Genomic DNA, 22,058 nt, shown 5'->3' on the forward strand with positions numbered 1-22,058 from the left:
TCTCATGCGAGACGCCGATGCAGATCTGAAAGTTGTTCAGCGAGATCGGCGAGCGATCTTGCCGCGCCAAAAACGTAATGGTCCGGACGGACGAGAGCGGCGATGGCGCCGTGTCGGTCGAACCAGGCCGAGAGCACGCCATCCTTTTCGCGGAGCGAGGCCGGATCGGCTGCGTTATCGCCTTGAGGCACAACTGCCTTCACCACGATCCCGTCAATCTCTTCGGCGAGCGCTTCTCCCTCGGCCATCCTGATCCGGCGGCCGTCGAGCACAAGCCGCCATTCCGGTCCAGTAAAGGCATCCATCAAACGGGGAACGGGGTCTTCGACGATTGCTGGCTGCGGGAACAATAATCCTCGCGCCGGCGTGCCTTCTTCGGCGATCAGCCCATCCTCGATGGGCGGAACGATTTCCTGCCGGGTAATGGTAAGAGGCCGACCGCCGCCCTCAGCAAGAATGCGGGCATCACGCGCCGCGGCGGCTTCCGGATCGCGTTCGCAGATCGTCTGGCCAATCGCCTTGATCTTGCCGGTCAGCGTCTGCACATGCCGCTTGCGTTCCACCGTGTAGGTATTCAGCAGCGCTTCGGAAGACTGCCCCTTTAGGATGCGGTCGAGCCGCCAGACGAGATTGGAAACGTCGCGCAGGCCTTGGCACATGCCCTGTCCGATAAAGGGCGGCTGCTGATGCGCGGCATCGCCGGCAATCATGACCCTCCCCCGCCGCCATTCGTCGGCAACGAGCGCATGAAAGCGGTAGGCGGCGGCCCGCCACAGCTCGCCGTCTTCCGGCATCAGCCAGGGCGAGAGCAGCCGCCAGACATTTCCCGGCTTTTCCATCTCGCGCGGGTCTTCGCCCGGCAGAAGCATGATTTCCCAGCGGCGGTGGTTCTTCGGACCGATGATGTAACTGGTCGGACGCGCCGGATTGCAGAACTGGGCCGAAGTCTGCGGCAGCTTGCCCAGCGCGGTTTCATGTACCTGCACATCGACTACGAGCCACGGCTCGTCGAAGACGAGATCCTCGAGCTTCATTCCCGACAGTTCACGCACACGGCTCCACGCCCCGTCGCAGCCGATCACATATTTCGCTGCGATCCTCTGGCTCTTGTCCGACGAATCCCGCAGCGTCGCGACCACTTCATTCCCCTGAGGATCGAGATCGACCATTTCCGTGCCAAGTTCTATCTTCACGCAGTCGAAGCTCTCGGCATGCCGTCTCAGCACAGCCTCGACCGGAGGCTGGGTAAACACCATGCTCGGGGTGTAGCCGAGCGGATACGGTTCCGGCACCATGTCGATACGACGGATGAGCTGCCCCTCTGCGCCGAAGTGCTGGGAGGCCGTGAACGGCGCGATATCGGGAAGCACCTCGTCGGCAATGCCCATATTGTCGAAATGGCGCAGGATTTCGTGGTCGAGCGCGATAGCGCGCGGCTTGTCATAGATACCGGTCAATCGATCGACGACGAGCGTGGAATGGCCTCGCGCGCCGAGCATGCCGGCGGCCACGGCTCCAGCCGGGCCGAAGCCGACCACGAGCACGTCATAAGAGTTCGAAATATCGTTATCGTTCGTCACAGGCATGCCTCTGCAAATGTCTATTGGGCGCATCAGGCGCCGGAAAAGCCGATGGAAATCTGTGCCTTCTTGCAGGCGTCACTTTTGGGAGGCGCAATACCCCAATGATCTGTCCGGCCGGGCGGCCAGACCCATTCCTCAGGTCCTCGGAAGCGATAGGAGTCGTCCAGCTGCAGAACTTCGGCGGTATATTCGATCACTACGCCTTGCGGGTCGACGAAATAGGCAAAGACGTTGTCGCCCGGTCCATGCCGTCCCACACCCCAGCCGATCGGATAGCCGTGATCGACGACGCGGCCAGAACCTCGCATGACGGATTCGAGGTCGGGCATCAGGAAGGCGACATGGTTCAGCCCATTGACCGGTGCTTCGGCCAGCACGACCGCATGATGGTCGTCGTTGCAGCGCAGGAAAGCCATAAGCTTCGACCGGTCCGTCAGGCGGAAACCGAGGACATTACGATAGAAGTCCGAAAGCGCCTCGATATCAGCGCTGTTGATGTTGACATGCGCCAGACGTTCTGGCCGGTTGGGAAGCACGCGGCCATGCTTGCGGCGGTCGCCGTGTACGAATTCTAGCACAACGCCTTGCGGCTCGCGGATGACGAAACGCTCGCCACCGGCGGGACCATCAGCGGGTCCGATGTCGCGCAGGACAGTACAGCCTGCGACAACCGTCTTTGCGAACAGCGACGCCAGCGCTTCAGCCGAACCGCTGCGAAAACTGATCTTGCGCAATTCCGAACGATTGCTTTGCTTCAGCTCCAACACATGAAAATCGTCGCCCGTCGCCGCCAGGAAAACCTTGCCCCCGGCTTCGGCAACGACTTCCAACCCCCAAACGCAGGTGTAGAAGTCGACGGAAGCTGGGAGATCAGGCGTCCCCAGTTCGACACTACGCAGGGCGGAAACAGGAAAATCGGTCATCTGATCAAACCTCATCCAGAGCGAGGAAAGCCCGCGCATTCGCAAATTTCAGGCGTTCACGCAGTTCGACATCGGCGAAAGCCTCGTTGATACGGGCAACAGGCTCGTTTTCGCGAAAATTGAACGGATAGTCGGTGCCAAGCAGCACGCGCTCTTCACCGAAGACGGAAACCAGACGCCGCAATGTGTCCGCATCGAAGACGAGCGAGTCCACGTAAAGACGCCGCGCCTGCGCCGAGGGCGCTTCCGGCATGATATCCTTGAGCGCCGGAAATGCAGCATAACCCTGCTCCAGGCGCGGCAACAGCAAAGCAAAGGTTCCTCCGCCATGGCTGAAGGCGATCCGGAGCTTCGGGAATTTCTGCAGCAGCCCACCGGTGACCACCGAAGCCGCCGCCAGGCCAACATCGGTCGGATACCCAAGAACCTGCTGAAGCGGCGCCGGACCGACGACCCGATCCATGCCGGCCGGCCGCACGGCATGGACGAATACCGCCGCACCGAGCTTTTCGACTTCCGCAAAGAGCGGGTGGAAGCGCGGATCGCCGATCGCGACACCGTTGATGTTGCTGCCGATCTCGATGCCGCGGAAGCCAAGTTTACCCACGATGCGATGCAGCTCGGCTATAGCAAGATCGATATCCTGCATCGGCAGACCGCCCAGCCCGACGAAACGCCCCTGACCTTCGGCTACCAAGGCAGCGATCGAGTCGCTGACGTGACGCACGAGATCGTTGGCCGCGCCCGTCTCGATCCAGTAGCCGAAAAGCTCAGGCATAGGCGAAAGGGCTTGAAGCTCTATACCGGAGCGATCCATTTCCTCAAGCCGCCGCTCGGCGACCCAGCAGGCATCGCTCACCTGACGATAGGGCTTCTCATCGATGACCACAGTCGCATGGCAATCACCTGAGGCAACCATGGACGGCCATCCGCGTACAGTGGAGCCGCCACGCGGCAGCGGAAAACGGGCAGGAACAACGTGGCAATGAACGTCGATGCCGCTGCAGCCACAACCCCTCCTGAAGCGTTTTGCCTTTTCCTCGCCCACGCCTTCCTCCTGTGTTGATCTTTCGAATAATATACAAACTTCGGTACGTAAAGACAGAATTTATAAATTTTGATATTTCGGTATGCTCGTGTATATAAAAATTGATTTGAATGGTGGGAGCCACATGAACGTCGATGCGCCGAACAAGGGGCTGGAAAGCCCTGCAACGCTTGCCACGAGCATCTACGAGCGACTGAAGGCCGATATTTTGTCGGCAAGGCTCGAACCAGGCCGTAAGCTACAGCTGCGTTTTCTGATGGAGCATTACGAAGCCGGGCAAACACCCTTGCGGGAAGCGTTAAACCGCCTCACCACTGAGGACCTGGTCATCGGCAAGGAGCAGCGCGGCTTCTTCGTAAAACCGATCAGTCTTGATGAACTCGGGGAGCTGACGAAAACCCGGTGCTGGGTAGAAGGTCTCGCCCTGCGCGAGTCGATCGCCAATGCCGACCCAGCTTGGGAAGAAGCTCTTATCGTGGCCCATCACCGGCTGGATCGGGCGCCCCGCTCGCTCAATCCCGAGCGGTTCGAAAGCAACCCGGAATGGGAGCGGCTGCACAAGGCTTTTCATGCCATTCTCATCAGCGGCTGCCAATCGCGTCCGCTGATCGGCTTCTGTGAGCAGCTTGCGGACCGCCTTGGCCGTTATCGCGCGCTTTCCAGCCGCAAGGCATTCAGGGTGCGCAAGGTGAGCCAGGAGCATGCGGATATTGTAAAGGCGGTCCTGGATCGCGACAGCGAAGGGGCTATGCGCCTTCTGCAGCGACATTATGAGCAGACAGCCGAAATCATCAGGGCCGATCTGGAAACGACCGAGGGCGGCGACACGACGCCGCCGGCCTGATGTTCACGGAACCGGAAAATCACGTGCCCGCGTTTTCGCGGATGAATTCGAGGATATCGGGACCGAGACTTTCGTCGGCGGTACCGAAATGCTCGATGATGGAAATATGGTTGTGGCCGAGCGCCGTCTTGTAGTTCGGAAGCTTGCAATCGCGAGCAAACAGTGCATCGACCAGCCGCTTGTTCTGGCGTTGGATCGAAGGCATGTCGTTTTCGCCCACAGCCAGGAAGATCGGCAGTTTCCGGTCGGCCACGTGGTGGATGATCGACATGCCGGGATATTTCGATGCGTCCTCGCCGTAGTAGACCTTGTCCTGCTGGGCAAGATCTTCCGCGTCGGCTGTCGGTATCGAAATAAGGATCAAGCCGCGCACGCCATCATCCGGCTTGCCGGCTGATGTGAGAAACCCGTAGGTCGCCGCATGCGTCGCACCGGCGGAATTGCCCGATACGAAGATCGAACCAACATTACCTGGATGCGCTTCCGGATGCTCCCGCAGCCAAGCCACCGCCTTGCCGACGTCCTCGCCGCCAGACGGGAAGCTCGCCTGTGGTGCATAAGTGTAGTTGATCAGCGCGGTTACTATCCCATGCTGCGCAAAATAGACACCGAAATGGGCAACGTCCTTCTTGTCGCCGCGTACGAAACCGCCGCCATGCGCGAAGACCAGAACCGGTACCTTTGCGCCGGCCGGAAGATTGGAGGGAACGTAGAGATCGAGCTTCTGACGTTCGCCACTCCCGTAAGCGATATCCTTCGTAACTGTTACGCCTTCCTTCGAAGCCGCTTCGTGCAGCGGCTTGTAAAGCTCGGTCACACCTTTCACCACGTCCGGTCCCAACCGATCGCCGAAGGCGCGAACACCCTCTGCGACCGACGGCGAGTTCGCCGACATCTGTGCGTGGGCGGGCGAGATAATACCCGCTACTCCGATGAGCAAACTCCAGTAAAGCAATCGCATGTTTCCTCCCATACTTATTTTAAGCATCGCCAAACAGCGACCTGGATCAGATCGGATAATGTCCCGGCTGTGTCTCGATGGTTATCCAGCGCAGTTCCGTGAACTCAGCGATACCTGGCTGGCCGCCGAAACGGCCATAACCGGAGCCCTTGACGCCGCCGAACGGCATCTGCGCCTCGTCGTGAACGGTCGGTCCGTTTACGTGGCAGATGCCCGATTTGATACGGCGGGCAACGCGAAGACCGCGCGCTGCGTCGCCGGTGAACACCGAAGCCGACAGGCCGTATTCGCTGTCATTGGCCAGTTCGATGGCATGATCTTCGTCGCGTGCGCGCAGCACCGCGACAACCGGACCGAAGCTTTCCTCACCATAAAGGCGCATGTCTTTGGTAACGCCATCGACCACCGTCGCCGGCATCAGCACGCCCTCGGCGGTTCCGCCGGTTGCGAGCTTGGCGCCCTTCGAAACGGCATCCTGAACCAGCGCTTGCACTTTCTCGATGGTTTCCATGCCGATCACCGCTCCGAGAGGCGCTTTGCCTTCCGCCGGATTGCCGGCGGATAGCGTGGCGGCCTTGGCCTGGAATTTTTGCACAAAGGCATCTGCAATAGCGTCAACCACAATGATGCGCTCCGTCGACATGCAGATCTGGCCCTGGTTGAAGAAAGCACCGAAGGCAGCTGCCGCAACGGCTTCATCGAGATTGGCATCGTCGAGCACCACGAACGGCGCCTTGCCGCCAAGCTCCAGCAGGACGGGCTTCAGATGTTCTGCCGCGCGACGCGCGATCATCTTGCCGACGCCGGTGGAGCCGGTAAAATTGATGCGCCGCACCGCCGGGTGGTCGATCAGCGTATTCACCACTTCGGCCGCATCTTCCGGCGCGTTGGTCACGACATTGACGACGCCTTCCGGGAAACCTGCCGACTGAAAGCACTCGATGATCAGGCTATGTACCGCCGGGCATTTTTCCGAAGCCTTGAGCACGACCGTGTTGCCGCATGCGAGCGCGGTCGCGATAGCGCGGACACCAAGGATGATCGGGGCATTCCACGGCGCTATGCCCAGGCAGACGCCAACAGCTTCGCGCACCGACATGGCATGGCATCCGGGCTTGTCGGAGGGAATGACCTCTCCCTTGATCTGTGTCGTCAGCGATGCCGCCTCGGCGATCATGCTTGCGGCCAGCATCACGTTGAAGGCGGCCCAGCTTGCGGTCGCACCGGTTTCGACCTGCATGAGCGCGACAAACTCGTCTTTCTTAGAGGCCAGGGCCTGCGATGCCTTCAGCAGCAGCTGCCGCCTGGCATTCGGGCCGCTCTCCGACCAAGCCGGGAAGGCTGCGGCTGCCTTGTCTGCAGCGGCATTCGCTTCCACGGCGGTCGCCGCCTGCGCGGTGCTGGCGATCTCGCCGGTTACGGGGTTGAGGCGAACGAACTGGCCTGGTTTGCCGGAAGTCGATACGTTTTGCTGCATGGCAGTCTCCGTGTGTCGGTTAGGCTGAAGTCTTGTTTAAGCCACGAGCTTCGGAGCAGCGCGGAAACCAGCCTTTTCAATGCCGGCGATGGCGCAGATCTCGTCATTGTCGCCAAGATCGCCCGAAATGCCCACGGCGCCGATGACAGCGCCCGCATCATCAAGGACGAGAACGCCGCCCGGCGACGGCACCATGCGTCCGGCGCTGACCGAGGCAAGCACGGTGAAGAAGGCCGGATTTTTCGCGGCGCGCTCCGTCAGTTCACGCGTGCCGAAGCCCATGCCGAGTGATCCCCAGGCCTTGCCATGGGCGATGTCGAAACGGACGATACCCGCACCATCCTCCCGCTTGTAGGCGACCAGATGCCCGCCAGCATCCAGGACAGCTACCGCAAGCGGAGCAAGCGAACGGACCCGCGCTTCGGACAGCGCGGTGTCAATGATGGTTGATGCATCGGTGAGCTTGAACATGTCTAAATCCAGTAAGTTGAGAGGAGAAGAGGTTACCGGTTGACGGCCTGCCAGCGCAGAAGGCGTCTTTCGGCGAAGGAAAGCAGACGGCTGCCGACAAGGCCGATCGTACCGAGAATGACGATGCCGGCGAACAGATCGGGCGATCGAAAGCTGCGGCTGGCCGCCAGGATGCTTTGGCCAAGTCCCTGCCGGCTCGCAAGCATTTCGCCGACCACGGCGAGAATGAGCGAGATGGTCAGGCCCAGCCTCAAGCTTGCGAGGATCATCGGCATTGCGCTTGGCAATGCCAGTTTCCAGATGACCTCGGCGCGGCTGAGGCCAAGCACGGCGCTGACTTCATAGAGACGAGGCTCCATGGCCGCGAAACCATGAATCGTGGCCAGCAGCATGGGCCAAAGCGCACCAAAGGCGATCACGACCAGCACCATGTTGTCGGAGAAGCCCAGAAAGGCGATGGCGATAGGAATCATGGCCGAAGCGGGCAAAGGCCGGAGCAGCTCCAGCGTCGGGGCAATGAACGCCCGCGCGCGCCGGGACACGCCGATCAATGCGCCGAGAAAAACGCCCACGAAGGACGCGAGCAACCAGCCCAGCAGCATCCGCCGGACCGTCTCCAGGGTTTGCGACAGCATGGCACCGCCGGCGAGACCCTTTACCAGAGCGGCGTAAGTCCGCTCCGGACCGGGAAAGAAAATCGGCGAGACGAGTTTCGCATCGGTAACGAGTTTCCACGCCAGGATGAAAAGCGCTAGCGCACCGAAGCCGAGGAACAGCTTGCGCAGGGAAAAGTGCTTCATCGTCCGTCTCCTTTCACAAAGGCCGGGAAGAAGGCGCGCTGCGCCACGTTGAGCAACAGGCTAATCAGCCAGCCGATCGCGCCGATCCAGATCAGATAAGCGAACATTTCCGCCGGCCGCAGCGCCTGCTGCGCCATCATGATCCCGTAGCCGAGGCCCAGCGGGTTGGCGGTGATCTCCACCGTCACCGCCACCACCAGCGCGTAACCGGCAGCAAGCTTCAGCGACATGAAGAGCTGCGGGAGTATCGCCGGCAGGACGATCTTTGTCAGCCGGGCCAGGAAGCCGAGCTGCAACACGTTTGACACCTCCATCAGGCGCGGCTCCACTTCCTTAACTGCAGCGCGCGCCAGCACGACGGACGGCCACAACAGGCCGAGCGCGATAATGACGATTTCCATTTCCGCACCGAAGCCCAACAGCATCATGACGACCGGGATCAGCGCGACGACCGGGACCGGCCGCAGCAACTCAATGGTGAGATCGAGCGCATCATCGGCAAGACGGGAAAGACCGAGCACGATACCGAGCAGCGACCCCGCCCCGACACCCAGAATACAGCCGGCCGCGGCGGCTTTCAGCGTGTCCAGCGTCGCCTTAGGAAGAGATCCGTCGGCCATCACGGAACCGAACGCCCGCGCGATATCGAACGGGCTGGCGAGCGTATCGCTTTCCAGTGGGGTAACGGTTGCCGCGACCTGCGCCACAACGATCAGGGTAACGGGCAGCAATGCCGCGCGCCAGCCGCTTTTGAGAAGGCTCGCCGCCCTCATTGATGGTCGTCCTTGATGATGTCGTAAAGCTCGCGACGCAGACGCAGGAATTCGGGATCCTCGCGGGTCAGCAACTGGTCGCGCGGCCGGACAAGCCGAACGTCGACGACACGACCGACACGCCCCGGATTGGGCTGAAGGCAGATGATACGATCGCCAAGATAGATCGCCTCTTCGAGGTCATGGGTAACGAAGACCATGGTGGCGCCCGTTATCGCCACCAGCCCGAGCACCTCGTCCTGAAGCGCCTGCCGCGTCATCGCGTCCAGCGCGCCGAAGGGTTCGTCCATCAGGAGCACCTTCGGTTCCTGCGCAAGACACCGGGCGATCTGCAGACGCTGCTGCATGCCGCCGGACATCTCTGCCGGATATTTATCGGCATGCCGGCCAAGGCCGATCTTCTCCAGCAATTCGCGAATGATCGCGGGTCGCTCGGCGCGGGGGCACCCGCGCGCTTCGAGCGCCAGGGAGACATTGCCGGCCGCCGTGCGCCACGGCAGGAGTGCCTTTCCATAGTCCTGGAAGACGATCGCGACAGAACGGCTCGGTCCGCCAAGTACAGATCCGTCGAGTTCGACGCTGCCGGAGGTCGGTCGGGCAAGTCCCGCCAGCATGCGCAGCAGTGTCGTCTTGCCGCAGCCGGAAGGCCCGATGACGCAAATGGTCTCGCCCGGCGCGATATCGAGACTGATGCCGCCGATGATCTGCAGCGAGCCATAGGAAAGCGTGACGTCGCGAATGCGAATTCGCGCTTCCCCGGATGTCGGAGTGGAGTTGCCCTCGCCATGCCGCAGGCGGGTGGAAAGCTGCGTCACAACCACGTCATGCTCCTTTCACGAGAGCCGCATGCGGCCCACCACCCACGCCCTTCTGAAAGCCGTAAGCATTCATTTTCGCGAAATAGGGCATGCTCGGATGGGCCTCGAAACGCACATGGCAGTCTATAACCGCCGGCAGCCCGGAAGCGATAGCGCGTTCCAAAGCAGGACCGATCTCATCTACAGTCGTTACGCGTTCCCCGTGGCAGCCGAAGCCGCGGGCCACGTCGGCATAGTCGACACCATCGAGATCTGTGCCGAACGAAAAGTCGTAAGTCTTTCGCTGCCCCATCTTGATAACACCCCAGGACGCGTTGTTGTGGATGATGTTGATGATCGGCAGTCCGTAGCGCCTCGCAGTATCCAGTTCGGAAAGCGTGAAGCCGAAGGCTCCATCGCCACAGATATTGAAGACCGGCCGCTCTGGATGGAGGAGCTTGAGCGCCACTGCGTAGGGAGTGCCGAAACCGAGTTGGCACATGCCAGGCTCGTGAAAGCGGGTTCGCTCGGCGGTCGCCGGCGTGAGGTCGTTGCTCCAAAAGGACGTGTGGCCGCCATCGTAAGCGATCAGCGAATCCGCCGGCAGGAGTTTTCCAAGTGCCGCTCCAAGGCGGGCCGGATGCATGATCGTGCCGTCGTCCTCGTTCATGCCGTCGAGCTTGCCGCGATAGCTGGCATAGACGTCGCGCAACCGCGCGAGCCATTTAGACCGGTCGGGCGTGGCGCGGCCCTTGAGAGCTGAGAGAAGATCGGCCAGCGCGCTGCTGGCATCAGCCCAGATGCCAAGCGCATGGGGAGTGTTCGCGCCGAGGCTCATCGGATCGATATTGATGTTGATGAGCTGGGCGCCACGCTTTGCAAGCGCGCCACCGTCATCCCAGAGCCAGGAGGAGAAGCGGCAGCCGACTGCCAGAATGACGTCTGCTTCCGTCAGCGCAACCGGAATGGCGTCGCCACCGATGATGCCGCCGTGGCCGATAAAGAAGGGCGAATCCGACGGAACCGTTCCGATACCCATCTGGGTGGCAAGAGCCGGGGCCTTCATCACGCCAAGGAGTTCACGGAACAGGTCGCCGCCGTTCGCCGAGACGACACCGCCGCCTGCCACCAGAACCGGACGTTTCGCTTCAGCCAGCATCTCCGCAGCGCGGGCGATCTGAGCGGCAGAAGCTCTCGGGCCTTCGACAGCGCGATAAGCCTCCGGCGGAAGAGAGAGCGCCTCCTCCTCGAAGTCGAATTTGGCGGTGAAAATCTCCTGGGGCACATCGAGATGAACCGGCCCGCGTCGCCCCGTCAGTGCCTGCCGGAAGGCATCGCGGACGAGATCCGGCAAACGGCGTCCATCATGCACGACAGCACTCCACTTGGTGAGCGGCTTCAGTAGTGCGTGCGTATCAAGGTCCATGAACATCCCGCGGTTGGGGTAGGATGCCGCATGATGGTTGTTGGAAGTGATCAGCAGAAGCGGCAGGTTATTGTTGAAAGCCGTGCCGAGACCGCCGATCAGATTGGAAGACCCAGGCCCCATTTCGCCGAGCGCCACGCAGATCCGTCCGCTGGCCGCAGCGATGGCGGCCCCCATTAAAGGTCCGCATGCCTCATGACGAACGCCGAGGTAGCGGATCGACGGTTCGCGCGAGATCGCGTGTAGAAGCGGGTTCAACTTGCCGCCGGCAATGCCGAAAACGAATGGAACGGCTTCCGGAACGAGCAAACGTGTCAGCGCTTCCGCGCCGGTCATCTGGACCATGATATCACCTGTAAAACTGGGAGCATGACCGGGGAGCCTTGATGCACCCCGGCCGTTTCGGCTCAGGGTACGATAAGCCCGGCAGTGTCGATATTGCCGGTCAAGAGGCCGTCATCGCGCATTGCCTTATCAAAGTAGTCGAGACCCTGCTTGGTCGGCACCGTCTGGCACTCGGGCAATTCGAACGTGTTGAGCACCTCGACAGGTAGCTTTGTGTACTTCGAGAGTATCTCGCGGGTCTTGTCGGGGTTGGCCTTCACGAACGCAGCCCCTTCGGCAAGGCCCGCCTGAAAAGCCTTGATTGCATCCGGATTCGACCTTGCCCATTCCCGGGTTGTCGCAAACGTCGTATAGGGCAGGTTTTCAGGAAGCTCTGACATGTAGTGAAATGCGACCTTGCCGTTCGACTGGCTGACCGCACGCCCGAGCGAAGGTTCGCCGGCGATGATCGCATCGATCGTACCACCCTTCAACACGTCCGCGGTGTTGGGGATAGGAACTTCGATGAAGGTTAGCTTCGTCTCCGGAATATTCTTGAGTTTGAGCCACTGCTTGAACAGGACGTCGATCGTACCATTGGTACCTGGAGCACCAATTTTCTTTCCCACAAGGTCTTCCGGCTTCGATATATCGACGCCGTCGCGAACCGCGAGCCCCATATTGTTTGCCGTGCGTGCGGATGTGACGCCGCAGGTGCCAACGACGACAAGATCCATTCCCGTATCGATCGCCTGCAGCAGAACTGTTGGCGAGATCGCGGCAATTTGATGCGATCCTGACACTAAACCGGCAACCATTGCCTGGTTCGAGGTGCTCGGCAATACTTCGACGTTGAGGCCCTTCTTGTCGAAGACGCCTAGCTCTTTTGCAACGAACACCGCTTCGACCTCGGCAATCGGCGGAGATCCAAAGGTTATGCTTGTTTCGGCCAGTGATGGTGCCGCACTTGCGGCAACAACGCTGGCTATGAGAATCGCGCGCTTGAGCATAAATAACCTCCTCCTCGAATGCGGGGCTCCTCAACCTATCGCGACTATTTCAATGGCGCAGACTTACATCAATAGACAGAACGGCAGTTCAGCTATAACATTAAAGGCATATCTGCGCCGCAACGGGAGGCGATGCGATGAACCTTCGGAAGTGGGAATATTTCCTCAAAGCAGCAGAGTTTGGTAACCTGTCACGCGTCGCCGAAAAGCTCGACATCTCGCAACCGGCACTAAGCCGGCAGATCGTTGCTCTGGAACAGGAAATAGGCGCTTCGCTTTTCCACCGCACCGGACGTGGTCTGACGCTGACACCAGCCGGAGAAGTTTTCCGCGCCAGAGCTGAGGCTATTTTGGAAGAGATCGCGCGGGTTCCGGAAGAAGTCATGCATGTGGCTAACACGCCTTCCGGGCGGCTTGCCTTTGGTGCGCCGCCGTTCATGGGACGCGTGCTCACCGGCGAATTGGTAGCGACCTATGTGGAGACTTATCCGCATGTGCGCCTTCGCGTCCGCGGCGCGCATTCGTTCCAGCTTCGCGAAGCCATCTTCTTCCGGGACATCGATATCGGTATTCTGGCCGCACCGCTTACGGAGCCCGACCTGCACACAGAGCCTTTGTTGCAAGAACAGCTGTACCTCGTCGGACCTGACGGCAGCGGCATATCACCGGAACAGCCCATCACGCTCGAAATGGTGGCAGACCGACCGCTGATCCTTACGCCCCGCCCCGATGGTTTGCGAACTCTCATCGAGACCGAATTCGCTCGCATCGGCCGGCGCGCGAAGGTCGCGGTGGAAACCGAATATGCCCCGATGGACGATCTTATTCGGCGCAAGGTGGGTTTCACCATCATGCCATTCTGCGGAATGGTCAATTCACCGCTGACTCAGCTTGCCTGGGCCCCGATAGAAGGCCTGTCAGTCACTTGGCTCATCGCATTGCTGGAAAACTCTGAGCGAACGCTAGCGGCAAAACGCTTCATAGAACTGCTGCAGACGTCGACAAAGGAAAACATTAGATCCGGCCGCTGGGAGGCAACCTATCTGGGCAGGTGATGCGCGCCGCAGGAAGGAGGTGGCGTCATTGCCGCAGTTTCGCCTGAAGGGCCACTCTTTCTACCCTGAGGCTACGGGGGTGAAGTCGGTTGGCATGGACCTTGAATTTCGGCGATTTTTCCATCCTCATTTTTATGTATTCGTTAAAGACGAATTCCATCGGGATGCCCACTATGACAGGTCTAAACCCACGACATTTGAAATATCTCCAGGTCATTGCGGAGACGGGGTCGCTGCTAGCTGCCGCAAAGGCCCTCAATATCGCCCAACCTTCCCTTTCCGTCAGCATTTCGCGGATGGAAGATATTGTCGGCGAAAAGCTGATGGATCGGGGACGGCACGGCGCCGTCTTGACCAAGGCGGGGCAGATATTGGTTCGGCATGCCGAGGGCCTGGACAACGCGCTGGAAAACGCCCTGGCGGAGGTCCGCCTTTCTTCGCTCGGCTTCAGCGGTCCGATGGTCGTCGGCGGAACGCCTTTGGCGACGGCGAGCATCATTCCCGAGATCCTGTCCAAGCTCGTGCCGGATTTCATGCCGATCCGATGCGATATCGTGGAGGCGTATGACGAGGATCTGATAAAGAGCCTCCTGAACAACGAGATCGACGTGGTGATTTCTTCGATGCGGGCGGATGTCCTCGAAATGAACGGCATCGGTCTCATCGCTAGCGAACCGCTATTTTCGGCGCAAACCTCCGCCGTCGTTCGAAGAGGCCACCCTTTCGCTTTTGAGAAGACGTTGTCGCTGCGGGATCTGCAGGATGCGCTGTGGGTATTGCCGCCGCGCGGAAGCATAATTCGAACGCTGATCGATTCCGGATTCACGGTAGCCGGCATTCCCGTCCCGCGAAATCTCATCGAGGCCGCACCGTTTGGCGTTCTGAAAGAAATCGTCAAGCAAACCGATGGCGTCACCATCCTATCCGATCAGATTGTCAGAACGGAGCTTGCCGAAGGATCTCTCATCACCGTTCCATTGGCTGAACGCATGACACCGCGCGTTTTCGGGATTCACCGCCTGAAGTCCCGTGAGCCCAGTCCGGTGGCAAATCGCTTTATCGAGATCGCCAGGTTTATCGGCGCGGATCTCAAGTGATTGGCGGTAAAGTTTCTATAGCTGAGAACTATATAAAGCGCATAAATACATATTATACATAATAGCCATCCTCCTGCACCATTACGGAAAATCTGAAGGGCCCGGGAGGAACCATGGCACTCGACAGGTTACCCCTAGCTACCGGTATCCATCTTGTCGGCGACTTTCCGCTTCATAGCGGGTGTGAGATCTACCAGCTGTGCCAGGCGGAGCTGGGTCCCCGGCTTCTCTACTATCCCGACACCCGCATCGTGGACGGCGACGATATCAGGGCATGGCTAGCCGGAGCCGACGGAGCAGCGCGGCTTTCGCACCGAGCCCGCGGCTCGCTCGATGCCCTCGAGGCGTTGAAGGAGGCAGTCGCGCTGCCGGCAGGCATCCGCGCCTCTCTCAGCATCCTGGCCCCGTTTAAAACATCGCGTTTCGCCAAACCTGAAGATCGGGTGGAACCGGACGCGGACTCGGCTTACGCCGCATGGTTGATGGACGAGGTAAAGCGGGTCGTAACCGATCTCCCCTCGTCTTCTACCGATCTGGCGGTCCAGATAAAGCTGCCTTTCGCGGACCTTGCTGAAGCAACGCAAGGCGATACCGCAGACAGCGCATTTGCCGACGTTCTTTTGGATTCCGTTACTAGTATAATCGAGGCCTTGCCGGAATCCATTCCGGTCGCCGTACATATGAATTGCCGGGACGGCGCGGGCTTCAAGATCCAGCCGAACGATTTCGCGGATATGACGGAGTTGTCAAACCGCCTGCTGGAGCGGTGTGTCAGGCGGATCGATCTCCTCCACATACCGGTTCCGCTCGTGGTGTCCGACGAGAGCTTCTTCGCACCCCTGCGACGCCTTGCTCTGCGACCCGAAACCCGGCTCTGCCTCGGCCTGATCCATCTGTCGGATGGAGTGGAAGGTGCGATGCGCCGCATCGCGCTTGCCCGGACAGGCTTCCCGGAATTCGCGCTTGCTGCGCGCAGCGGATTTGCCACCCGCGAGCCCGCAGTGATTGCCGATTTTCTAAAGCTCCATGCCGACGTGGCTTCGGCATGTGAGTCCTGATGCAGTGGAGGTTGCCATGAAGAAATCGATCAAAGCCTATAACTGGGACGAAATCCCCGAACGTGAACTCAAGCCCGGCATCATCCAGCGTGGCTTCCGCAGTGATGGCGTCATGGTGACCTACAACTACCTGCAGCCAGGCTGCAAGGGGTCGCCGCACAGCCATCCGTTCGACCAGATTTTCATGGTGATCCAGGGGCGGGTCACGTTGCATGTCGAGGACCAGACGTTCGACTGCAAACCCGGAACGGTGATCCGCATCCCGCCCCATTACATCCACTATGTCGATCCGCCGTCTCCCGAGGACGGCGTGGCCATCAACCTCGATATCTTCGGTCCAGCCCGTGAGGACTACCTCAACATCGTCGCCTATCAGGACGACGATTTCTCGAAGTGGTGCCAAGGGGGCAAGTCTTGAGAATTTCGGTAAAGAGCGTCCAGAGCGTCGAGATAGAGATGTCAGATCCCGAGCGTGCGGCACGCTTCTATGTCGACGTCTGGAAACTCGAGATCGTCGCGCGCGATCAGGGAAGCATTTATCTTCGCGGAGCGTGTGATGCACATCACATCCTGGCAATCCATCCCGCGAACGGTCCCGGCGCTGTTCGGCGCACTGTGATGGATGCTGCAAATCGCAATGTGGTCGATGCATTACACGCGCGCGTCGCGGCCACAGGCGTTGTGGTCGAAACCCCCGGACCTCTGGATCGCATAGGCAGCGGATACGGCTTCGGTTTTGAGGACCCCGAAGGTCGCGCGTTCGCGGTGGTCACTGACGATATCCGTCACAAGCCTGGCTTCGGCTCAAGCGATCATCCAATCAAGATCGCTCATATCAACTTCAACGATCCGCAACCGGAAAACCTCGTTTCCTTTCTCGTCGACGCTCTCGGCTTTCGTGTCAGCGATCGGGCAGGACGGCAGATATTCCTGAATTGCGACAGCCCGGACCACAGTTCGATCGTGGTGTGCGGTGCGCCATGGCGCACCCTAAACCACCTCTCCTTCGAAATGAAGGATCTCGATGCGGTGATGCGCGGCGCCGGTCGAATGATCGATGCAGGCTACCCGATCGAGTGGGGCCCCGGCCGACACGGCTGTGCGCATAACACCTTCGCCTATTTCGCGGGGCCGGAAGAGTGGCCTTTGGAGTACACGTCCGACGTCGATCAGATTGACGACAGTTACGAATACCACGGTCCGGAATACTGGGCTTGGCCACGTGGCCGACTGGATCATTGGGGCGTGACACCGCCACACACCGCTCGCTGGAAGCGTCTGCAGGATCTCTACGCTTTTGCGAAGGACGCCTATCGCATCAACCCGCATCCGAGGGAGCGGCTATCTGCCTTAAACAACAAAAACGCCTGATTAAACCAAGTTTCCATCTGTGGAGGAGGGATTGGACATGAATACCCAGACGAGAGTGGATGTCGAGCAGGTGCTCGACCAAATGCCCGTAGGAGGATACCGCATCGCCGTGTTTGCACTGGCGGTGCTGCTGGCGATGCTCGACGGCATCGACAACGTGACGCTGGGCCTCGTCGCTCCGGCATTGTCCGCCGAATTGCAAATTCCCAAGACCGATCTTGCATCCGTTTTCACGGCAACGCTTATCGGTTTGACCGTTGGCGCGATGGTCCTCGGACCGGCTGGCGACAAGTGGGGACGGCGCCCCGCAACGCTTGCCTGCACGGCCTTCTTTGGCATCTTCACCCTCGCCATCCATTATGTGCAGGGCTTGAACATGCTGATCCTGTTTCGCTTTCTGGCGGGCATCGGCATCGGCGGGCTGCTTCCAAACATTTGCGCCCTTGTGTCGGAATATTCGCCGAACAAGCACAGACAGACCGGCGTCCTGGTTGTCAGCGGCGGTATCGCCGCAGGCGCGATGCTCGGTGGCATTCTGGCCTCGTTCATCGAGCCGGCGTTCGGATGGCGGTCTCTATTCATGGTCGCGGGCGGCTTGACGATCGTCGCGCTGGTCGTGGCGATTGTCCTTCTGCCCGAATCGATCCGCTTCCTAATCGCTCGCAACCCGACCCATCCGGATGTCTATCGGCTTCTGAAGCGGATCTCGCCCTCGGCTGACATACCGCAGAACGCCCACTGGATGGTCAGCGAACGGCCGGCGGCCGGGACTTTTCGCGAACTGTTCGCAGGGGGGATGGCGGTCACGACTATTGTCCTGTGGGTCAGCTACATCCTGGTCCTGTCGACCATGTATCTTCTGTTCCAGTGGCTTCCAACCCTGGCGAGGGAATTCGGTTTCTCTCCGGCGATGGCGACCTATGCGTCGACAGTGTTCAACCTCGGCGGCATGGTCGGCTCCATCGTTCTTGGGCCGATGGCGGCAAGGTGGGGCGTCTACAGGGTCTCCGCGATCAACTTTCTGGTTATCATTCCGGGAATGGTCGCTTTGGCCTCGTCGCGCGATATGCAAACGCTTCTGCTGTTCAGCTCCTTTGTCACCGGCTGGACGATCATGGGTGGCCTCGGCGTCATCAATGCGCTGACTACGGAAGCCTATCCGACGGCAAGTCGTTCGACAGGGCTTGGCTGGGCAAGCGGGATAGGCCGGCTTGGATCGTCGTTCTCGCCGTCTTTTATCGGCTGGCTGATGGTATCCGGCGGGTGGGCGGCCCATGACATCCTGATGCTGCCGATTGTACCGGCGATCATCCTTACGCTCGCCGTCCTGACTGTCGGCACGCTCAACCGCAAGCAGGCGGCCAATGTAAGTGGAATCCCTGCCATAAATATCTGAAGGAGGTTTTGGTGATGCGGTATGTTCAAAAATTGAAACTGGACGTTGGTGCGGAAGACGCGCCAGAGGCCCGGACTTCCGTATTCGGCTCGCTGAGTGCGATCGGAACATGCCGCATCGACCATGTTCTTCTCTCCGCCCCGGCTTCACCTGTCGGCCTGCATTCTCAGACCGTGGAAAGGCTGATTTACGTGCTCGCGGGGGCGATTTCGCTCAAGGAGGGTGCCGACTTCGTCCGGCTCGAAGCGAACGATTTCCTGTTCGTACCGAGGTCACGTGCAATCATCATAATGGGAACGGACAGCGCAGCACGGCTGCTCGACATCCAGGTACCGATCTCGTACGAGCGATCCTCACCCGCTGCAGACAAGGCACTATCCGACCTGAAGGGTCGCGTCGACGAAAATGCGTTCGCGGTGCACACCGCTCATGCCGCCGAAGGCCGGGCGTTCGAGACCCAGGCACTTATCGATCGCAAGATCGGCTCCGAAAGCATCAAGGCTTTCATTTCGCTCGTCCATCCCGGCAGTGGGATGGGACTGCATGTCCACCCGTTCGATCAATTCTATTACGTCCTGCAGGGAGAGCTATCCGTGCTTCTTGGTTTCGATAGCGGCAGGATGAGCGAAGGTGATCTCGTCGCCTTTCCCGCGGGGCTGATCCACAGCAATTCCAATGACGGCGCCAGCCCTACACTCTTGCTGACGATCAACGTTCCGGAAGTGCCAGTCGGCACCCGAGGCGCCTACTCCATCGATCTTAACAGCTAAAATTGAAGAGACTAAAATGAAAGACTATCAGGTCATCATCATTGGCTTCGGCCCGTCTGGAGCCATGGCCGCCAATCTGCTTGGCAAAGCCGGGATTACAACGCTCTGCGTCGATCGCACCACCGAGGTTTACGACAAGCCCCGCGCGATCGCTCTCGACCATGAAATCATGCGGCTGTTCGACAATATTGGCCTCCGTCAAGACATTGAGGCTCATGTAGCCCCCTTCGATCTTTCGGAACATTTCGGAGCATCCGGACAGCTTTTGCGCCGTGTCGGCATGGTCGGCAAACCCTACCCGCTCGGCTATACGCCGACCATGGTGTTCACCCAACCCCCGGTTGAAAGAGCGCTACGAGCCCATGCGGTGCAATGGCCGAGCGTTTCCGTCTCGCTCGGAACGGAAGTCACTGCTGTTTCCAACGTTTCTGACAAGGCCGTAGTTTCGCTACGAGAGGCAGACGGGACAGAGCGGGCCGTCTCAGCACAGTATGTCATCGCTTGCGACGGCGCCTCCAGTGGGACGCGGGAGCGGCTTGGCTTAACATTGGAAGACCTGAATTTCGATGAGCCGTGGGTGGTGGTCGATGTTCTCGTCAATCCGGACAAGCTCGATCGCGTTCCGGTCAACTCGTCGCATTTTTGCAATCCCGAGCGTCCGGTGGCCTACATTGTCGGGCCTCAAAACCATCGGCGCTGGGAGATCATGTTGCGCGAGGACGAAAACCCGCGCGATGTCGAGAAGCCCGAATGGGTGTGGAAATTCCTGGATCGGTGGATCACGCCGGACGATGCCACGATCTGGCGGTCGGCCGCCTATCGGTTTCACGCCCTGGTCGCCACGCACTGGCGACAAGGTCGCTTCTTCCTCGCCGGCGACGCCGCCCACCAACAGCCACCGATCCTCGGTCAGGGCATGTGTCAGGGTATGCGCGATGTAGCCAATCTCTGCTGGAAGCTGAAGGCTGTCCTGAAGGACGGCGCCCCACCGGAGCTTCTCGACACTTATGGTAATGAGCGCCGCGAGCACGTCCGCGAGTTGATCCTGAAGATCAAGGAGATCGGTGCGGTTCTGTGTGAACGCGATCCCGAAGCCGCGATCCGCCGCGACGAGCGCATCCTGGCGGAAAGCGATGGATTGCCAAGGACACTCTTTCGCCAGTCGATCATTCCGCCAATCCGTCATGGCCTCATCGACCCCACGACTGGCTCCGGTGCTGGAGAATTGTTTCCGCAGCCAATCGTGACGTTTCGCGGGAAAAGCTGCCTACTCGACGACGTCTGCGGCGGCGGGTGGCGGCTGATCATCGATGGCGGGCGTTTTGGCACGCTTCCACCTTCCACTGTCGATGAGGCGCGCCAGCTTGGAATGACAATTCTTCACCTCGGGTCTAGCATTGCCTCGGCGCATAGCGACGTCATACCTTTCGTCGAAGATGACGGTATTCTCGACCACTGGTTCGGCGAGCGAAAAACAAGCGCGGCGATCGTCCGGCCAGATCACTACGTATACTCAGTCGCCACAAGCAAGGAGAGCATCGAACGACATCTCAGAAACTTGGGCTCCCATTTGCGGCGCGTCAATCCCCGTTCGGTCACCACGGAAGAGGTTGCTTGAGGATTAAACCCATCAACCTTGCAATATTTGGAGCCTTCGAATTTCGACGAATGAAAGGCCATGGCATTCATTGAGGAAGACACCGAGGCTCTTGAAGAGATGCGAACCCGCGACCCTGCTCATCCGGCCCTCTAAGTAGCTGATCTTCTGCAATACGACTGGCGAGTCCACAGGGCACTGCTATATCGCCGGCTCCGCTAGTACACTACGCTGAACGCACGGTACGGCTAGCATATAGGTCCTGAAGCTTCTGTTGTTTAAGAGCATCTTGTTTCGGTGCAATACCGAAAGTCCGGGAATATTCTCGACTGAACTGTGAAGCGCTCTCGTACCCAACTTTGTAGGCAGCCTCGGCGACATTCGCAGCTTGAGTTGCCATGAGTCGGCGCGCTTCCAGCAGGCGAAGTTGTTTTTGAAACTGAAGCGGTGTCATTGCCGTCAGCGCCTTGAAATGCTGATGGAAAGATGACGGACTCATTCGAGCAATATCAGCCAGTTCTTCCACCCGCAGCGTCTCTGCAAAATTGGTGTGCAGGACCGATACTGCTCTGACGACGCGCTCAATGTTCGAGTCGGGCAAGGCTAGTTTGCATATTTCGCCGCCATGCGGCCCACTCAGCAACCAAAAGCATATTTCCCGGACGATCGAAGGCGCCAGGATCGGAATTGCCTTGGGTGTAGCCAGCAACCGAACCAGGCGAAGGATGCAATCTGACAGCGGTTGGTCGACCTTGGCAACGAAAGCGCATGGACCGGATATTTCCGGCTGCGGGGGAAGCACCTCCAACTGTTCAAGAACGTCCCGTACGGTTGCCACGTCGAAGTCAATCATCACGCCGACGTAAGGGGTCTCCTCACTTGCCTCGACGATCTGGCCGGTCGCTGGGACGCCGACACTGACGACGAGGCATTCCATCGTTCCGTAGCGTAGCAGCTCCTCTCCCAGCTGCAATTCCTTGCCGCCCTCGACGACGACGCAGAGCGACGGGCGGTAGATGTTCCGCATAGGCATCATCGACTGATACGATCGGACGATGTTGAAACCTTCGATGGCCGTCGGAAACAGACCTTGCCCACCACCCTGTTCTTCGATGTAGGCCGTTACGGCTGAGAGCAATGGCGTATTCAAGCGGGGCTCCAGTTGCTTCAGAGGCCACGGCAACACGTGGCTCCTCGCCGGCACTATCACCTCACTTGTAGGAATAGGCAAGTTTCTTGAAGGTTCGGGCATTCTGGTCATTGGACACTCCATCTAG

The 22,058-nt window shown here is 59.6% G+C and carries 21 protein-coding genes; 9 read left to right on the top strand and 12 right to left on the bottom strand.

The window, feature by feature from the left end; translation table 11 throughout:
- Positions 1 to 2 precede the first annotated feature (2 nt).
- From FHT85_RS28750 to FHT85_RS28760, 3 genes are read right to left on the bottom strand one after another with little or no spacing between them, the layout of a single operon-like run.
- On the bottom strand, positions 3 to 1,586 hold the full coding sequence (locus FHT85_RS28750) for a bifunctional 3-(3-hydroxy-phenyl)propionate/3-hydroxycinnamic acid hydroxylase (RefSeq protein ID WP_183774692.1): 1,584 nt from the start codon (positions 1,584 to 1,586) through the stop codon (positions 3 to 5).
- A 26-nt stretch (positions 1,587 to 1,612) separates the two neighbouring features.
- Entirely contained in the window at positions 1,613 to 2,506 is an 894-nt protein-coding gene (locus tag FHT85_RS28755; protein ID WP_183774695.1) for a VOC family protein, read from the bottom strand.
- A 4-nt stretch (positions 2,507 to 2,510) separates the two neighbouring features.
- Complete coding sequence (locus FHT85_RS28760; protein WP_183774698.1) at positions 2,511 to 3,554, bottom strand: amidohydrolase family protein; 1,044 nt, start codon at positions 3,552 to 3,554, stop codon at positions 2,511 to 2,513.
- Between the two features lie 124 nt (positions 3,555 to 3,678).
- On the opposite strand from FHT85_RS28760, the gene FHT85_RS28765 reads away from it, so the two are divergent.
- Positions 3,679 to 4,398, top strand: a complete 720-nt coding sequence (locus FHT85_RS28765; protein WP_183774701.1) for a GntR family transcriptional regulator — start codon at positions 3,679 to 3,681, stop codon at positions 4,396 to 4,398.
- 19 nt (positions 4,399 to 4,417) lie between these two features.
- Here the strand turns inward: FHT85_RS28765 and FHT85_RS28770 are convergent, their stop codons facing one another.
- The 8 genes from FHT85_RS28770 to FHT85_RS28805 all read right to left on the bottom strand — a co-directional run bounded on the left by FHT85_RS28770 (position 4,418) and on the right by FHT85_RS28805 (position 12,437).
- Positions 4,418 to 5,359, bottom strand: a complete 942-nt coding sequence (locus tag FHT85_RS28770) for an alpha/beta hydrolase (RefSeq protein ID WP_183774703.1) — start codon at positions 5,357 to 5,359, stop codon at positions 4,418 to 4,420.
- Positions 5,360 to 5,405: 46 nt separating this feature from the next.
- The gene (locus FHT85_RS28775; RefSeq protein WP_183774705.1) at positions 5,406 to 6,836 is read right to left on the bottom strand and encodes an aldehyde dehydrogenase; all 1,431 of its coding nucleotides are present in this window, start codon (positions 6,834 to 6,836) and stop codon (positions 5,406 to 5,408) included.
- A 36-nt stretch (positions 6,837 to 6,872) separates the two neighbouring features.
- Positions 6,873 to 7,307 (bottom strand): GlcG/HbpS family heme-binding protein, encoded by a 435-nt coding sequence (locus FHT85_RS28780; protein WP_183774707.1) that lies wholly within the window; start codon positions 7,305 to 7,307, stop codon positions 6,873 to 6,875.
- Between the two features lie 32 nt (positions 7,308 to 7,339).
- Positions 7,340 to 8,107, bottom strand: a complete 768-nt coding sequence (locus FHT85_RS28785) for an ABC transporter permease (protein ID WP_183774710.1) — start codon at positions 8,105 to 8,107, stop codon at positions 7,340 to 7,342.
- The gene (locus FHT85_RS28790; RefSeq protein ID WP_183774713.1) at positions 8,104 to 8,880 is read right to left on the bottom strand and encodes an ABC transporter permease; all 777 of its coding nucleotides are present in this window, start codon (positions 8,878 to 8,880) and stop codon (positions 8,104 to 8,106) included. The genes FHT85_RS28785 and FHT85_RS28790 overlap by 4 nt, the downstream gene beginning before the upstream one ends.
- Positions 8,877 to 9,701, bottom strand: a complete 825-nt coding sequence (locus tag FHT85_RS28795; protein WP_183774716.1) for an ABC transporter ATP-binding protein — start codon at positions 9,699 to 9,701, stop codon at positions 8,877 to 8,879. The genes FHT85_RS28790 and FHT85_RS28795 overlap by 4 nt, the downstream gene beginning before the upstream one ends.
- Position 9,702: 1 nt before the next feature.
- The gene (locus FHT85_RS28800) at positions 9,703 to 11,448 is read right to left on the bottom strand and encodes a thiamine pyrophosphate-binding protein (RefSeq protein ID WP_183774719.1); all 1,746 of its coding nucleotides are present in this window, start codon (positions 11,446 to 11,448) and stop codon (positions 9,703 to 9,705) included.
- A 62-nt stretch (positions 11,449 to 11,510) separates the two neighbouring features.
- Positions 11,511 to 12,437 (bottom strand): ABC transporter substrate-binding protein, encoded by a 927-nt coding sequence (locus FHT85_RS28805; RefSeq protein WP_183774722.1) that lies wholly within the window; start codon positions 12,435 to 12,437, stop codon positions 11,511 to 11,513.
- Between the two features lie 137 nt (positions 12,438 to 12,574).
- On the opposite strand from FHT85_RS28805, the gene FHT85_RS28810 reads away from it, so the two are divergent.
- The 8 genes from FHT85_RS28810 (at position 12,575) to FHT85_RS28845 (ending at position 20,802) form a co-directional block, all read left to right on the top strand.
- Positions 12,575 to 13,492, top strand: a complete 918-nt coding sequence (locus tag FHT85_RS28810; RefSeq protein ID WP_183774725.1) for a LysR family transcriptional regulator — start codon at positions 12,575 to 12,577, stop codon at positions 13,490 to 13,492.
- 173 nt (positions 13,493 to 13,665) lie between these two features.
- Positions 13,666 to 14,589: a LysR family transcriptional regulator gene (locus tag FHT85_RS28815; RefSeq protein WP_183774728.1), complete on the top strand. Its 924-nt coding sequence runs from the start codon at positions 13,666 to 13,668 to the stop codon at positions 14,587 to 14,589.
- A gap of 113 nt (positions 14,590 to 14,702) precedes the next feature.
- Positions 14,703 to 15,647 (top strand): hypothetical protein, encoded by a 945-nt coding sequence (locus tag FHT85_RS28820; RefSeq protein WP_183774731.1) that lies wholly within the window; start codon positions 14,703 to 14,705, stop codon positions 15,645 to 15,647.
- A gap of 16 nt (positions 15,648 to 15,663) precedes the next feature.
- Positions 15,664 to 16,065, top strand: a complete 402-nt coding sequence (locus FHT85_RS28825; protein WP_183774734.1) for a cupin domain-containing protein — start codon at positions 15,664 to 15,666, stop codon at positions 16,063 to 16,065.
- Between the two features lie 38 nt (positions 16,066 to 16,103).
- Positions 16,104 to 17,018, top strand: a complete 915-nt coding sequence (locus tag FHT85_RS28830; RefSeq protein WP_183774737.1) for a VOC family protein — start codon at positions 16,104 to 16,106, stop codon at positions 17,016 to 17,018.
- 37 nt (positions 17,019 to 17,055) lie between these two features.
- The gene (locus FHT85_RS28835; RefSeq protein WP_183774740.1) at positions 17,056 to 18,414 is read left to right on the top strand and encodes an MFS transporter; all 1,359 of its coding nucleotides are present in this window, start codon (positions 17,056 to 17,058) and stop codon (positions 18,412 to 18,414) included.
- 14 nt (positions 18,415 to 18,428) lie between these two features.
- Positions 18,429 to 19,184: a cupin domain-containing protein gene (locus tag FHT85_RS28840; RefSeq protein WP_183774743.1), complete on the top strand. Its 756-nt coding sequence runs from the start codon at positions 18,429 to 18,431 to the stop codon at positions 19,182 to 19,184.
- 16 nt (positions 19,185 to 19,200) lie between these two features.
- Positions 19,201 to 20,802 (top strand): bifunctional 3-(3-hydroxy-phenyl)propionate/3-hydroxycinnamic acid hydroxylase, encoded by a 1,602-nt coding sequence (locus tag FHT85_RS28845; protein WP_183774745.1) that lies wholly within the window; start codon positions 19,201 to 19,203, stop codon positions 20,800 to 20,802.
- A 205-nt stretch (positions 20,803 to 21,007) separates the two neighbouring features.
- On the opposite strand, the gene FHT85_RS28850 is transcribed toward FHT85_RS28845, so the two are convergent.
- The gene (locus FHT85_RS28850; protein ID WP_183774747.1) at positions 21,008 to 21,931 is read right to left on the bottom strand and encodes an AraC family transcriptional regulator; all 924 of its coding nucleotides are present in this window, start codon (positions 21,929 to 21,931) and stop codon (positions 21,008 to 21,010) included.
- Positions 21,932 to 22,058: the final 127 nt, after the last annotated feature.

Origin of the sequence: Rhizobium sp. BK312 (assembly GCF_014193605.1) — a bacterium.
Taxonomy (GTDB): domain Bacteria; phylum Pseudomonadota; class Alphaproteobacteria; order Rhizobiales; family Rhizobiaceae; genus Rhizobium.

Excerpts from the sequence above, each read along its gene's own strand:
- FHT85_RS28750 (WP_183774692.1), bottom strand. The coding sequence starts at position 1,586 with ATGCCTGTGACGAACGATAACGATATTTCGAACTCTTATGACGTGCTC.
- FHT85_RS28755 (WP_183774695.1), bottom strand. The coding sequence starts at position 2,506 with ATGACCGATTTTCCTGTTTCCGCCCTGCGTAGTGTCGAACTGGGGACG.
- FHT85_RS28765 (WP_183774701.1), top strand. The coding sequence starts at position 3,679 with ATGAACGTCGATGCGCCGAACAAGGGGCTGGAAAGCCCTGCAACGCTT.
- FHT85_RS28770 (WP_183774703.1), bottom strand. The coding sequence starts at position 5,359 with ATGCGATTGCTTTACTGGAGTTTGCTCATCGGAGTAGCGGGTATTATC.
- FHT85_RS28775 (WP_183774705.1), bottom strand. The coding sequence starts at position 6,836 with ATGCAGCAAAACGTATCGACTTCCGGCAAACCAGGCCAGTTCGTTCGC.
- FHT85_RS28780 (WP_183774707.1), bottom strand. The coding sequence starts at position 7,307 with ATGTTCAAGCTCACCGATGCATCAACCATCATTGACACCGCGCTGTCC.
- FHT85_RS28785 (WP_183774710.1), bottom strand. The coding sequence starts at position 8,107 with ATGAAGCACTTTTCCCTGCGCAAGCTGTTCCTCGGCTTCGGTGCGCTA.
- FHT85_RS28790 (WP_183774713.1), bottom strand. The coding sequence starts at position 8,880 with ATGAGGGCGGCGAGCCTTCTCAAAAGCGGCTGGCGCGCGGCATTGCTG.
- FHT85_RS28800 (WP_183774719.1), bottom strand. The coding sequence starts at position 11,448 with ATGGTCCAGATGACCGGCGCGGAAGCGCTGACACGTTTGCTCGTTCCG.
- FHT85_RS28805 (WP_183774722.1), bottom strand. The coding sequence starts at position 12,437 with ATGCTCAAGCGCGCGATTCTCATAGCCAGCGTTGTTGCCGCAAGTGCG.
- FHT85_RS28810 (WP_183774725.1), top strand. The coding sequence starts at position 12,575 with ATGAACCTTCGGAAGTGGGAATATTTCCTCAAAGCAGCAGAGTTTGGT.
- FHT85_RS28815 (WP_183774728.1), top strand. The coding sequence starts at position 13,666 with ATGACAGGTCTAAACCCACGACATTTGAAATATCTCCAGGTCATTGCG.
- FHT85_RS28820 (WP_183774731.1), top strand. The coding sequence starts at position 14,703 with ATGGCACTCGACAGGTTACCCCTAGCTACCGGTATCCATCTTGTCGGC.
- FHT85_RS28825 (WP_183774734.1), top strand. The coding sequence starts at position 15,664 with ATGAAGAAATCGATCAAAGCCTATAACTGGGACGAAATCCCCGAACGT.
- FHT85_RS28830 (WP_183774737.1), top strand. The coding sequence starts at position 16,104 with ATGTCAGATCCCGAGCGTGCGGCACGCTTCTATGTCGACGTCTGGAAA.
- FHT85_RS28835 (WP_183774740.1), top strand. The coding sequence starts at position 17,056 with ATGAATACCCAGACGAGAGTGGATGTCGAGCAGGTGCTCGACCAAATG.
- FHT85_RS28840 (WP_183774743.1), top strand. The coding sequence starts at position 18,429 with ATGCGGTATGTTCAAAAATTGAAACTGGACGTTGGTGCGGAAGACGCG.
- FHT85_RS28845 (WP_183774745.1), top strand. The coding sequence starts at position 19,201 with ATGAAAGACTATCAGGTCATCATCATTGGCTTCGGCCCGTCTGGAGCC.